Raw genomic sequence first — 12,797 nt, forward strand, 5'->3', positions numbered from 1 at the left:
TTTCGAAGGTCGAACGCCCAGTTACTAGTGCGATGCTGTTTCTGGCGTGACACTATTGTATGAATGGCAACCATATGGGCCTGGGCGAGATTGAAGTATTTGAACTCAAAGGAGATTCACCAAGACAAAAAGCTATTTTGAACCGATGCTAAAAGCACCATGATTTGGTGTCGGAGGGGGGACTTGAACCCCCACGCCCTTGCGGGCACTAGCCCCTCAAGCTAGCGCGTCTGCCTATTCCGCCACTCCGACAATCGAATTTACGTTCTGAAAATCTTAGCGACATTTTAACTTCTTTGCTGACGCTAATGGGTGAAAAATATTAATACCCATCAAACAAATGATCATTGGTTGTTTATGGGTGGTGTTTCCCCTTTTTGTTCAAGGACTGCCAGCTCGGTTGGCTTCAGCAATTATGGCAGTTGGGAGTACTGTGATCAATAGAGCCTCTAGTAATGTTTTTGCTGCATTACCTTTGAGATGTAGTATTGCGACATTTTGAGGCGACGGTTTGGATAGATTCACAAGAGGTTTCAACCGTTGCACCAGCGCGATCAATAGTGAGACCACTCAAAATGATGCACCTTTTCGAAGGTGTTCGCAGTTTATCGCCCTATTCGATGAATTGAATCAAGACTGGTACAAGCGGGGGATTATTGGATAAAGGCCCTCTCGATGAATGTTAGGATGGTCGGTTTTGCTCTTTAGCCTCCTTGGATCTTGGATATAAGTATTGTCTTGCTTTTAAGCGCAATCTTGCTCGTTCATTTTGAGTCGTCGCCAGATCTAATGATCTTTCGAAGCACAGCTCGCCCTTTCTGAAACAATGGGGCCCTTGGCTCTTTCTTTGGAGGAAAGATTCTTTAGGAGAAGCTCGTTTTGAAGCGGTCGGGTTCTTCGACGTTATCTAATTGAGCCTGTGAAATCCGTCTCATTCGAGCGGGAGCCATAAATGCACTTCAACAAGGGATTTTGCAGAAACACTCACTGAATTCACAGCACGACCCAAGAGCAGCTTTAGATCTATTCAGTTTGATCTCAATTGAAGCAATTAGAACGTTATCAGTGAACCGTTGCGCTTGTCTTCAAGCACAACATATTGCACAGAAGTTTATGGAGGAAATTTATGTCTGTCACATACACAACAGCCAGACCAACAGGACGATCGAGCGGTGAAGTGGCTCTTGCTCGGTCATCTAGGTTACATCGTACCGTAGTGGCGGTCTCAATTGCAGTAACAGCAACTTTTGCGCTGGTTCTAGCTAGGCTTAACCCGGGCGTCTCAACTGCGCCAACCTCGTCAACCTCAGCCAGTACCGGAGCTTCATCTGGAACTACTGCTTCGGGTTCGTCGGCACTCAATAGCACCTCGCCCACGTTGGCTCCCGTAGCGGGAACGCCCTCTGCCCAAGCTCCCGCTGCCCAAGCTCCAGTAGCAGCAACTGGGGGATCTTGAGATGTCTGAGAGCGACTTCATCGTTGAGAGCTTTGACGCGCTTGGCACTAGCTGTCAGATAATTCTGTACAAATCAACTGATTCGAAGTTAGCTATCTCTACCGCGCATTCCTACATTCGCCAGATGGACAAGGTAGCTAGCTTTTATCGTTCAGACTCCGAACTTACAACTCTGAATGTCGCTAGAAGTGAGACCGTTTCGGTTTCAGAACAACTTTTAGAGTTGCTGGAGCTCTACGATTGGGCATATTGCGAGAGCAAGTCCAAAATCGATGCCGCTGTTGGTCATCAACTCGTTGAGTTAGTAGCACCATACAATTCTATTCTTTATGAATTTGCTGTTCAAAATGCCCACGATGCTGAGACTACCTTTGGCGATGTCAAGATCGATTCTAAAAATAATTTGATCACTCGTCCGGTTGGACTTTTAATTGACTTTGGTGGTTTGGGTAAATCGTTTATTGCCGACAACCTTGCGATCAAAATCATAGAGGCTGGTGGTGGAGGCGTTTTGGTCAATCTAGGCGGTGATATTCGCGTAGAAGGAGAAGTTCCTCAAGGCGGTTGGCTTATTAAAGTCACAAACGATCTCTCGCTTTCTTCGGATGCCCCTGGTCAGTTGATTTCTATTGTCTTAGGTGGGGTGGCTACATCATCTAGGCTCACAAGACGTTGGATTGATAGGGCTGGAAATGATCGCGAACACATTGTTCTTGGCGACAAGAGTCCCATAAAATGTGATTACACGAGTGTCACGGTCGCAGCTTCCAGTGCTACTTTGGCCAATTTCTACACCCTCTTTGCTCTATTATCCCAAGATGAGGCTCCTGCGATGTTGGCTCGTTTTGGACTTCCAGCTTTGGTTCGCACCGCAGATGGGATTGGAATTGGCTTGGGTGGCTGGCCTAGTAATGAACTATCAAACAAAGGGCAGTCGTCACTGGTGGGCGCGCGATGAGCCATGTTAATCTTATTGGATCAATTGTATCTAATCCGAAGTTGCTTTGGTACATAACGCGTGCTACCGGTATTATCGCACTTTTGCTTTTAGGTGCGATTGTAATCCTTGGAATAATGACGGCCACTAAGTCAACTCCAGCTGGAATTGGCAAGTTTATCGGGCCAGATCTACATAGGCGACTTTCGCTTACTACAGTTATCTTCCTCGGGGTTCATATAGTAACTGCTATCTTGGATCCCTTTGTAAAGATTGGAATTACCACAACCATTATTCCCTTTGTCTCTAAATACCGTCCGCTGTGGGTCGGCCTTGGGACTTTATCTTTTGACTTGATGCTTATCATTATTGCTACGTCTATCGTTAGGCATAAGTTTCCACACTCCAGATGGAAAAAGATCCACTATCTGTCCTGGGCAGTGGTTGGCCTGGTTCTCTTTCATGCGCTTGGGACAGGCTCTGACGACAAGATCAAGATCGTCGAGATCATCTATGTGGCGTTTGTTTTGGGAGTTGGAGCCTTTGGAATCTTCAGAACTTCGCGCGAGCGCGGTTTGACGCCAATTCGCAAGTTGGTGGCCGGTGCGAGTTTGAGTTTAGTTCCCCTGGCTATTTTGGCGTGGGCATCTCAAGGTCCGTTAAAGCCAGGGTGGGCGAAGTCCTCGTCTAGCTTTTCTATATTGCCTAAGTCAACTTCATTGAGTGCAACAACGGTCGCTACGACAGGCGCAATCTCGTCTTCTTCACCCACTACGACCCCCTCGGTTGCTTTGCCGGTAAATGGGTCGATATCTGGAACGGTGGTTCAAAGCCAGACAAGTGCCGGTGTAGTTATTTTGACATTGCGTGGTTCGGTAGCCAACTCGCAGGACTATGTTGAAGTGCAGTTGAATGGTGTCCCTCAAAATGGGGCACTTGTATTGCAATCCAGCACGGCTTACTTTGGTACAGTCGCCAAACCCAACACCTATGTTGGCACGGTCTCCCAAGCAAATGGTTCTTCGCTAGTTCTCTCTTTGAGCGGGCCTAGCGGCAAGGTCCTTGCTTCGATGAATGTCTCCTTAAGCGGCAGTACTTTTAGCGGTACTTTTAGCGCTCCCTTCCAATTCTCAGGATCTTCCGAGGGACATTAAAGGTTATTGGGATATTTTACTATCTTGGAGGTTTTGAAGTAATGAATGAAAGCGTTTCAACTAGCATTATGGCACCGTCGGGTTCACGTCGCCTGAGCCTATCTTGGGAGACTTCGCTCAGAACGGGCAATCCCGATATTTCCTATGCTGGTGATTTCGAACTCCGATCAAAATCTCGAGTTACTTTGGCTGAACATATCTCAAACTATGGCCGAATTCCCACTGGGCTTAGTTTGAATATGATTATAGAGACACTTAGGGTTGCGAACCTTACCGGTCGCGGTGGTGCGCGTTTCCCGATGTATCGAAAGATAGATGCTGTAGCGAACGCTCGAACCAAGAAGGCTATCTATATCGTCGCCAATGGCTCAGAGTCAGAACCTTTGTCCAGGAAGGATTCTTCTTTACTACGAGCCAACCCTCATTTGGTATTAGATGGGATGTCCATTATTGCCGAGGTCTTGGGCGCTAAAGCAGGATATATTTACGTCAAAGATAAAGAGGCCCACGTAGCAATCAATGCTGCGCTTCGCGAACGTCGAGATCGTGGAATCAACGAGGTACGCGTTTCGGTCGTAGAGGCCCCACCTGGATACGTTTCGGGTCAGGAGACCTCTGTGGTACGACGCATTGAGCGCGGACCTGCTCTTCCTAGGTTTTCAACAGATCGACTCGCTACTTCGGGTATTAAAGGGGCGCCAACCCTACTATCCAACGTGGAGACTTTTGCAAATGCTGCTTTAATACTTCGCTTTGGAGGCGATTGGTATCGTAGTGGTGGTGTTGGGTATGACTCGGGAACAAGACTGCTTACCATATCCGGTTCGGTGGCTAGGCCGGGTGTCTATGAGGTGAACCCAGGAGTCTCTGTGGCTGCACTATTACGGGAGGCCGGAGCTTCCTCCGTCAGGGCTCTTTTGGTGGGCGGCTACTTTGGTGGTTGGATCAATGTCCGAGATGAAAGTGATCTTAATTTCTCTTTCGATGATCATACTTTGGCGGATCGCAAGCTTAATATCGGAGCAGGAATTATAGGCGTCCTATCCAAGGACACATGTCCAGTAGTTGAGGCTGCTGGAATTGTTGAATATCTTTCACGACAGAGCGCTGGACAGTGTGGCCCTTGCGTCTTTGGTCTCCCCGAGATTTCGACGGCATTTGCACGTATTGCCCTCTCTTCAAATGTTGAAAAAGGTATAGCTGAGCTGAGAAGTGTAATCCCGCTCGTCGAGCATCGAGGTGGCTGCCAGCATCCAGATGGTGTTATCGGATTGGTCCGCTCAACAGTAGGCGCCTTTGGAGATGAGATCAAGCTTCATAAGTCCGGGAACTGTTCGGTCGTTGGCGTAAACCATAGATCGGTTCTTCTGCCGACGCCGAAGATGAATAGCGGCATGTCGTCCATAGGCGGAAAATGAGAATCGTCATTGATCCTACGCGCTGTCACGGCCATGGAACGTGTGCTGCGTTATTGGAGGAGTATATGGAGCTCGACAAGTGGCACTACCCATTAGTTCATAACGATAAACTTCGAGATGTTCATCTTGAATCTGCCAAAAGAGCCGTACAGCTTTGTCCAGAGCTCGCAATTAAAATTGTAGACAACTAGCGGTATTGTATCGTCTCGGTTGGATCGAATACCGGAATACACCTCGATCTATCGAGTAATCCATTGCACATTACAATAGTCTGTGCAATCTACCCTAACTGACTAAGCTGTTATGGATAGATACAACAGGCGATATTAACGATGGAATCTGAAATTGGATCCGCTACTGATCAGGCTAGTCACAAAGCTTTGATTCTACAAGAAGTAGAGGTGGGGTTCATTTGACTTCGACTCAACCCCTAAAACTTCGTTCTCGCGGTGGGTACAGAGTCGCAGTGGCAATCTCAACGACCACTTCAACTGTGTTTCCTGTATTTCTTACCGGTGCATTGGCGGTGCAGGTTCGTCAAAGCCTTAAATTTTCCATCGGCCAACTCGGTATTTTGGTAGCTGTCTTCTTCGCATCTGCAGCGATCGTCTCTTTAGCCTCTGGATCCTTGGCTGAACGTGCAGGCGGACCCACGATAATGCGTATCTGTGTGTCGGTTTCAAGTCTGTCAATGGCATCGATATCATTATTTGTGCATTCGATATCTACCATGATTGTTATTTTGGCTATTGCGGGTATGGCAAATGGTGCTAATCAACCTGCGGCTAATCTCTTTGTCATTCATTCTGTAAACAAAAGTCGCCGTGGCTTTGCACTTGGGGTGAAGCAGGCCGCGATCCCAGTAGCAACCCTGTTAGCAGGTCTAGCGGTGCCTTCTGTTGCTTTGACGATCGGCTGGAGATATGCGTACGCCATGGGCGCGCTCTTTGCCCTTTTGGTCGTTATCGCCATTCCGAGAGAGCCACATGAAGGCGAAAGAATAATTGCAAAGGTCGACAAGGCGACCCGGCCTAAAATCGCTCTTGCTCCAATTTTGATGCTTACGCTTGCAATGGCTATCGGCGCTGGAGTGGCAAATGCTCTTGGTGCATTTTTGGTTGAGAATGCAGTGCATGCACACTGGACACCAGGTAATGCAGGATTGTTGGGCGCACTAGGTTCGGCAACTAGTTTGATTTCACGTTTGGCCGGCGGTTACTTCGCGGATAGGCGCGGTGGACGCCATTTGGTCGTGATAGCGACCATGTTATGTCTTGGATCCATTGGCTATTTAGGATTTGCAACTGGACTTTCATACCTGATTGTTCCTGCTACCGTTATTGGTTATGCCGCAGGTTGGGGATGGAACGGTGTCTTTAATTTTGCAATTATTGTCAACCACCCAGGAGCAGAAGGTCGCGCTACTGGAACTACTCAATCTGGCGCCTTTGTCGGATCCGTTGTCGGGCCATTGATCTTTGGCTATGTAGTAGATCATAATTCATTCGGGACGGCATGGGCAATGGCGAGTATTGCTGGTGTAGTGGCGGCTCTTTTGATGCTCGTAGGAAGAGGATTCCTTCTTAGAGAGCGCAACAGATTGGCCGGTGACTCGGTAACTATAATTCCAGGATGAAGTTGAAGTAGTTCATTGCTACTTTATATATTTTGGATATCCGGGTTGATTTCCATCCTATGCTTCGATAAATAATCGACCAATAACTCGATTTATGACTAAATAGCATTTTAAAACTGGGAATTGCACCTTTTATTTAGGGTTTAATAGCGCGCAAGTAGTCGTCTTTGAATAAAGTTTGCATGTCGGGTTATCTTTGTAATTTGCGTTACCTACGATTTGCGAAAGCATTAAATGTAAAGGTAACCATAATGCGATAGATAAGGGGTTCTAGTAACTCGAAGATTTCGTTGGCTCGTTCCTGTGCTTTAGTTATTGCTCCATTGAAATTCGCCTTCTAAGGGATTCGATCGGATCAAGGTAACCCCATTTAGATCGCAGATGCGGCTCAAATCGCATCTAGGGTTCGTATCGATCATCGAGTGTCCTTTGGAAATCGTTTCAATAAAAGCGAGTGTGGTTGGAAGCTGCGACCAACAAAGCTTTGAGTTCATGCGATTGATTGGTAGCCTTTGCGAGGGGTCATCGTAAAGGCACGTTTAGAGGTAAGGGGCTAGGTGCGACTTCAAATGAATCGCAGCTTTCTGCGATTCATATTTGGAGCATAAGAGGTGGCTTTTAAAAATTATATTCCACTGATGGTCTCTAAGCTACAATGTTCCGATTCATACAGTTGAGAACTTCCCTATAACTTGTTAGGGGCCATTGAGATCTGCAAGGTTTCATTTACGTTAGCTGCTACTCCGCCGATGTCCTAGCGGAGGAAGCAACTGCACTTTGGAGAATGAGGCTAGGCAGTCGGTTTGCAGTTACTTTATCCTCTCTGAATCTCGAGTTTCTATGAACCTTGACAGGTTGTTGACACTTTGACGCTGAGCTCTTCACTATGGGCGGGCGTTTATTTGATAGGCAAATTGCATGACTATGGGTTCAGATAAGGACCAAAGATATCGATCGCCTTGTAGAAGTAACCGTCGTGGTGTCCTTGAATGCCACAGAGTGCCGATTAGGAGTTTATTGTTTAGGTGATTTAAATATTGTAAATTTCGTTATGTGGGTTAACTCTGGAGTTTTGGATCTATCTCGATTCATTGGGATCACCAGGGTGAAGCAAGGGCTGGTTCGAGGTGGGGCGAGACAGGGAATCGACAGTATCTTCTGGAGCTAGCGTCTTGTACGACCGTAGGTGCCATCGGGGCTCCTTTTGATCCTGTAATCCATTCGGGCTTATCGACATAGCGCTCGATTTTTAGGATCGAAGTGAAACTTGTCTTTAAGTTGGCATCTGTATTGACGATAAATTGGGTACAAAGATTTTTCGGTGTAAAAACACTCAAGGTGAGAGCCACTAACACCGAAAGTAGTATTGGTTCATCTTTGTGATGAGAATGGCGGCTCTCGTCGAACAAATTGAACCAAAGTTGGCTCCGTTCCTATTCACAGGGGGGGACGGAGCCAGCGCCCATTTCTCTAACCCCAGTTTCGGCTGAATTCCCCCCAAGACCCCGTTTAAGCCCCCTTTTAGCCCCTATTTGGGGGTAACCCCTATTTGGAGATTGGAGATGCTGGTAGATGAAGTTCGGTTTTCTCAAGTGGCGAATGTAGTGCCCTAAGCTTAGAGTTAGCTGCGAATATTGGCCTACAAGGTAATTCATCTGGTATACTTGTTATATGTTCATTCGCGAGAAGACCACTAAGAATAAGGCAACTGGAACTAAATATATAAAGCATCAGTTAGTTAGGTCTTATCGCGAAGGAGACAAAGTACGCCAAGAGATAGTTATGGATCTAGGACGACTTGAGATCGATCCTAAGGACTACAAGAAGCTAGCTCAGATATTGACGATGAGACTAGCTGGCTCTGAGTCTTTGTTTGAAGGTGACCTAGAACTAAAGTCGATAGCCGATAGAGTTCTCTCTAGCTTTTCTGTTACTCAAACACTTCGCTCCGATTCTGAAGTAATCACAAAAGATGCCGAGTTCCTAAATGTCAATACATCATCTCTAGAGGCATCTGATATTAGGCGCTTAGGTCCTGAACTAATAGCTAGTAGCTTCTATGACAGATTGAAGATCAAAGAGCAACTACTACGGTGTGGCCTTAGTGAAAAAGAGACAGCAATTGCGGAGCCTGCCAGGGAAGTTGTCACTTTCGCACAATCTAAGCTACCTCCTTTCGTCTCCCTTTTGGTCCATCTCCAACCGACTTATTCGTAGGAATAATAGGTACCTCTGATACTGGATCCCAGTCTCTGCATTTGCCCGAGATCCAGAAGTCCTGGTTTGGATTTGCGAGCTCCCTCGTAGAGCTCGCGCCGTCTATTTAGTAGCTCAATATGTTCGCCACTGTGTGCTTGTTGTGGAGTTACGAATTTGATGCCAGAGTGCTGATGGTCGTTGTTGTAGTGATCAACGAAGTCACTCATCCACTTACGCGATTCTTCTATTGTGGCAAATCCTCCATAGGGATAGCTTGGAAAGTACTTCACCGTCTTAAAGAGCGACTCAATATGAGCGTTGTCATTTGATACCCGAGGCCGTGACCGCGATATATTTACATCTAGCTCATACAAGTACTCAACTAGTGACCATCCCTTCATGGGTGACCCATTGTCACTATGGATCACTTTCGGAGCCATATTCTCTCGAGCTATCGCTCGCTTTACAACTCTCTTTAGCTGCTCAGAGCTTTCAGATTCGTATACTTCCCAGCCAACTATTTTCCTCGAATAAAGGTCGATGATCACATAGGCGTAGTAGTAGATACCCCTAGCTGGTCCATTTAGCCAAGTAATATCTAGGGTCCAGATGTCACCTGGTTTTACTGCTGTGTGTACTGGTCTTGCTCTCTTCTTCGGCGGCTTTGTTCTGCTCCTGCGCTTGTTTAGATTGTTATCGGCTAGAACTCGATAAAAGGTCCTCTCAGAGGCGATATATCTTCCCTGATCAGCGAGCTTTGGAACTATTTGGGCAGGGGTAAGAGACGAGTACGTACTCGAAGTACACACTTCGATGATCTTTTCTCTTTCTTCCTCCGATAAAGCATTAAAGCGACGTCTATGAGAAGCTCCTCGCCGGCGATCCGTTACACCAGATTCCCATCGCCTAAACGTACGAGTCGATATCTTGAGCACTTCACAGGCTTTGTAGCATCTGGCACCTGCGTCTATTGCTTCATTGATGAGAACTACAGCTTGAGCTCGATCTGAGGGAGAGACTAAACGTCCCCTTCTTCCCCCCAGATCTCTCGTACTTTTTTTTGAAGAACCAATAGAGCAGCAGCTTCTGCTAGCGCCTTTTCTTTCCGTCGAAGTTCAGCTTCAATTCGTACTCTAGCTTTACGTTCTTTATCAAGTTCCGCCTGGTGAGCCCTATTAGCAGCACTCTTGTTGTCAAGAGCTGACTCTAGGGTGTTGCGCCACTCCTCCAGGTCTACTGCTAGAACTCCATTTGATCTCAACCAAGAACCGAGTTCGTGCTCATTCATCGCAGCTGTGTCAACAACAGCTTTGATCTTGTTGATCTTATCGCTGGCTGAATTTGCACTAGCCTTGCGCTCTGAGTTCCACTGGTAGACAACGTTTGCATTGATTTCGTTATCCCTTGCAATCTTGGCGATAGCACCAGGTGTAGCATCTCCTGAATTGTCGAGCTCATATAGAGCTGCAACTACTTTTTGCTTTAGTTCTTTGGGGTACCTTTTCATGACCATTCCATCTTCGCCCTCTTATAAACAAAAATCAAGCTAGGTGACAACAATCTTGGCAGAGAGGGATTGCTAAAGCTGTAATATGTGCTCGTTTGGTTGCTCCTTCTTCTGATCTTGAAACACATCGCTTCCTAAAAGAGGACTCTGCACTCTATGAATTGGTAGACCAAGACCTTAGCAATATCGGTAAAGATGCTATTTATGAGATAGCTGATGCTATCTACGAAGCTAAAGACTCAATCGAGATGGCACTTATCAAAGCCGAGAATGAGCTTTACCCAACTAATAAGCGTCTCTTTTTATTTGATCTTACCAATGCCTATTTTGAGGGACGAACACTTGGTAATGATCTAGCCCAATATGGCCACTCCAAAGAGAAGCGCTTCGACTGTACTTTAGTAAGTCTTGCCCTTTTGGTGGATGATCGTGGACTACCGATCTATAGCCACATATATCCCGGTAATCAGTCAGAGCCTGAAACCCTTGGTGATGTCTTATCTAGTATCTCTAGTCACCTAAGACAGGGACTCTTTAGCGAAGATCTCCCAACGGTTATCATGGATAGAGGGATAGCAACTTATGACAACATCGCACTGATTGAGTCCTATGGTCTTAGCTATCTGGTAATTACACGCGCTAATGCAGCTAGACACTATCTAGCTGAACTACGCCAAGGAAAAGATACCTTCTTAGAGATCAAGAACTCCTCCAATGAGAGCATCTACATCAAAGAACTGGGTGATGACCTGGGTGGTGAGATGGATGACAAGGGAGAAGCTGCCGAGGCGGGTGCTGACCTGGGTGCCGAGGGAGAAGTTGCCGAGTCGGGTGCCGAGGGAGAAGCTGCTGAGTCGGGTGCCGAGGGAGAAGCTGCTGAGTCGGGTGCCGAGGGAGAAGCTGCTGAGTCGGGTGCCGAGGGAGAAGCTGCTGAGTCGGGTGCCGAGGGAGAAGCTGCTGAGTCGGGTGCCGAGGGAGAAGCTGCTGAGTCGGGTGGTAACCTGGGTGCTGAGGTGGATTCTGAGCAAATAGTTGTTCATCTACAAGGCAGTGAGTCGATGGGCATCGAGTCGATGGGCAGTGAGTCGATGCGTGTTGATTTCATCGATGCTGGATCACTCAGCGCTCATCCACAAGCTAACCATTCACTTGGCGGCGAGTCCCTCGGTATCGATTCGATGGATACTGCTCCACAAGTTGGCGGTCCACAGGCCAAGCACTCCCAGAGCAATGAACCCCAAGCCAACCATTCCAATAGAGCTCAACCATACGCAAGTGACTCCATGGACAACAAGATAAAGCAGATCCTATGTATCTCAGAGCGTCGCAGGGATAAAGAAGAGGCAATTGCTATAGGTATGCAAACTAAGTTCCAAAGTGCATTTGACAAACTAGCTGACTCAGTTAAGCGTGGTCAATATTCCAATGCCACAACTGTGGCTTCAAGAATAGGAAAGCTAAAGCAAGAGCATCGCTCTATTGCACGTCGCTATGAGATAGATGCCATAACTGGCGATGACCAAAAAGTCAAAGAGCTGGTTTTGACTGAGAAACCAAAAGTAAAAGAAGCAGCTGAGACTCTCTATGGTGCATATGTGATTGAGACCAATAGGAACGATCTAGAACCAGAAGAGATCTGGAAGCTCTATATGACCCTAACAAAGGTAGAGGATGCATTCAAAGCCCTAAAGAGCAATCTAGGGATGAGACCGATCTATCACCAACTAGCTAGTCGTACCGCTGCTCATCTATTTATTTCAGTAGTTGCTTATCACCTCTATGGAGCAATTGCACTTAGCTTATCTCAAGCCGGTGACAAAAGAAGTGTTCACAGCATTCTTGCTCAAGTGTCTACCCATAGCCGCTTGAACGTAACGATGTTAGATGATAACAAACGTCTACATAACCTTCGTATCTCCTCTACTCCAAACTCTACCCAAAAAGAGATCTACTCTATTCTTGGAGTAGTAGATACCCTAGCTCGAACCAAGAAGGTGATTGCTCAACTGTAGTGCCCAAATCCAGACACCAATATGGTCATTACCTGGGCTTTCATGGGGTGGTTGCCGAAAGTAGGGCTAACGATTTTCATCGCTTTGGATAGGGAGAGATTATATCAACCTTTTTTTATTCTGTCTAGTTGGAACAATAATATGCCCATGAGAGGCAAGGACGAACCAATGCATGCGTTTGATTCCATCGCTTGGGCCCGACCCTGACAAGGGCCAGCTAAGGAATGCTCTAAAAAGGAGTTGAAGCCGAGAATCGAGCCGCTGGACTTTGTTGCAAATAGGTCGGGCCTCCTTCGGGTGAGAAGAGTCCAACTGTCCAATTCAACGGCCTCAATGGTGCCTTTGTATCTCTTGTTGAGCTTCCATGGTTAAGGTAATTAGTCGTCTTCATGCACTTTGACGGAGAAACTCCCAAAGGGGCGTGTGTTTCGTGCTTATTCGCCTAATTTCTGCAGTTTCTAGATCTTTTATGACCTAA

General features: G+C 46.8%; 10 protein-coding genes and 1 tRNA gene. 8 read left to right on the forward strand and 3 right to left on the reverse strand.

The window, feature by feature from the left end; genetic code table 11:
* Positions 1-165 precede the first annotated feature (165 nt).
* Positions 166-252, reverse strand: a tRNA-Leu gene (locus ACIDITHRIX25_RS84695).
* An 874-nt stretch (positions 253-1,126) separates the two neighbouring features.
* Here ACIDITHRIX25_RS84695 and ACIDITHRIX25_RS84700 point away from each other — a divergent pair.
* From ACIDITHRIX25_RS84700 to ACIDITHRIX25_RS84725, 7 genes are all read left to right on the forward strand, one after another.
* A complete protein-coding gene (locus ACIDITHRIX25_RS84700) occupies positions 1,127-1,456 on the forward strand; it encodes a hypothetical protein (RefSeq protein WP_201732077.1) in 330 nt (109 codons plus the stop codon).
* A 1-nt stretch (position 1,457) separates the two neighbouring features.
* Complete coding sequence (locus ACIDITHRIX25_RS84705) at positions 1,458-2,414, forward strand: FAD:protein FMN transferase (protein ID WP_201732078.1); 957 nt, start codon at positions 1,458-1,460, stop codon at positions 2,412-2,414.
* On the forward strand, positions 2,411-3,547 hold the full coding sequence (locus ACIDITHRIX25_RS84710) for a ferric reductase-like transmembrane domain-containing protein (RefSeq protein ID WP_052604635.1): 1,137 nt from the start codon (positions 2,411-2,413) through the stop codon (positions 3,545-3,547). The genes ACIDITHRIX25_RS84705 and ACIDITHRIX25_RS84710 overlap by 4 nt, the downstream gene beginning before the upstream one ends.
* A gap of 41 nt (positions 3,548-3,588) precedes the next feature.
* Positions 3,589-4,965: an NADH-ubiquinone oxidoreductase-F iron-sulfur binding region domain-containing protein gene (locus ACIDITHRIX25_RS84715; protein ID WP_052604634.1), complete on the forward strand. Its 1,377-nt coding sequence runs from the start codon at positions 3,589-3,591 to the stop codon at positions 4,963-4,965.
* Positions 4,962-5,156 carry a ferredoxin gene (locus tag ACIDITHRIX25_RS000000104345; protein WP_052604633.1) on the forward strand — a complete coding sequence of 65 codons (195 nt, stop codon included), beginning with the start codon at positions 4,962-4,964 and terminating at the stop codon, positions 5,154-5,156. The genes ACIDITHRIX25_RS84715 and ACIDITHRIX25_RS000000104345 overlap by 4 nt, the downstream gene beginning before the upstream one ends.
* A 221-nt stretch (positions 5,157-5,377) precedes the next feature.
* Positions 5,378-6,601 (forward strand): MFS transporter, encoded by a 1,224-nt coding sequence (locus tag ACIDITHRIX25_RS84720; RefSeq protein ID WP_052604632.1) that lies wholly within the window; start codon positions 5,378-5,380, stop codon positions 6,599-6,601.
* 1,671 nt (positions 6,602-8,272) lie between these two features.
* Positions 8,273-8,818 (forward strand): IS1634 family transposase N-terminal domain-related protein, encoded by a 546-nt coding sequence (locus ACIDITHRIX25_RS84725; protein ID WP_201732079.1) that lies wholly within the window; start codon positions 8,273-8,275, stop codon positions 8,816-8,818.
* Here ACIDITHRIX25_RS84725 and ACIDITHRIX25_RS84730 read toward each other — a convergent pair.
* Together ACIDITHRIX25_RS84730 and ACIDITHRIX25_RS84735 are read right to left on the reverse strand one after the other, a co-directional pair.
* Entirely contained in the window at positions 8,809-9,873 is a 1,065-nt protein-coding gene (locus ACIDITHRIX25_RS84730) for an IS3 family transposase (protein ID WP_201732150.1), read from the reverse strand. The genes ACIDITHRIX25_RS84725 and ACIDITHRIX25_RS84730 overlap by 10 nt on opposite strands.
* A complete protein-coding gene (locus ACIDITHRIX25_RS84735) occupies positions 9,819-10,307 on the reverse strand; it encodes a hypothetical protein (protein WP_052604628.1) in 489 nt (162 codons plus the stop codon). Before ACIDITHRIX25_RS84735 ends, ACIDITHRIX25_RS84730 begins: the two co-directional genes overlap by 55 nt.
* A gap of 68 nt (positions 10,308-10,375) precedes the next feature.
* Here ACIDITHRIX25_RS84735 and ACIDITHRIX25_RS84740 point away from each other — a divergent pair, with 68 nt between their 5' ends.
* Positions 10,376-12,319 carry an IS1634 family transposase gene (locus ACIDITHRIX25_RS84740; protein WP_502756226.1) on the forward strand — a complete coding sequence of 648 codons (1,944 nt, stop codon included), beginning with the start codon at positions 10,376-10,378 and terminating at the stop codon, positions 12,317-12,319.
* Positions 12,320-12,797 lie beyond the last annotated feature (478 nt).

This window comes from Acidithrix sp. C25, from assembly GCF_904848545.2.

Coding starts and splice junctions, on each gene's coding strand:
- ACIDITHRIX25_RS84700 (WP_201732077.1), top strand. CDS start 1,127: ATGTCTGTCACATACACAACAGCCAGACCAACAGGACGATCGAGCGGT.
- ACIDITHRIX25_RS84705 (WP_201732078.1), top strand. CDS start 1,458: ATGTCTGAGAGCGACTTCATCGTTGAGAGCTTTGACGCGCTTGGCACT.
- ACIDITHRIX25_RS84710 (WP_052604635.1), top strand. CDS start 2,411: ATGAGCCATGTTAATCTTATTGGATCAATTGTATCTAATCCGAAGTTG.
- ACIDITHRIX25_RS84715 (WP_052604634.1), top strand. CDS start 3,589: ATGAATGAAAGCGTTTCAACTAGCATTATGGCACCGTCGGGTTCACGT.
- ACIDITHRIX25_RS000000104345 (WP_052604633.1), top strand. CDS start 4,962: ATGAGAATCGTCATTGATCCTACGCGCTGTCACGGCCATGGAACGTGT.
- ACIDITHRIX25_RS84725 (WP_201732079.1), top strand. CDS start 8,273: ATGTTCATTCGCGAGAAGACCACTAAGAATAAGGCAACTGGAACTAAA.
- ACIDITHRIX25_RS84735 (WP_052604628.1), bottom strand. CDS start 10,307: ATGAAAAGGTACCCCAAAGAACTAAAGCAAAAAGTAGTTGCAGCTCTA.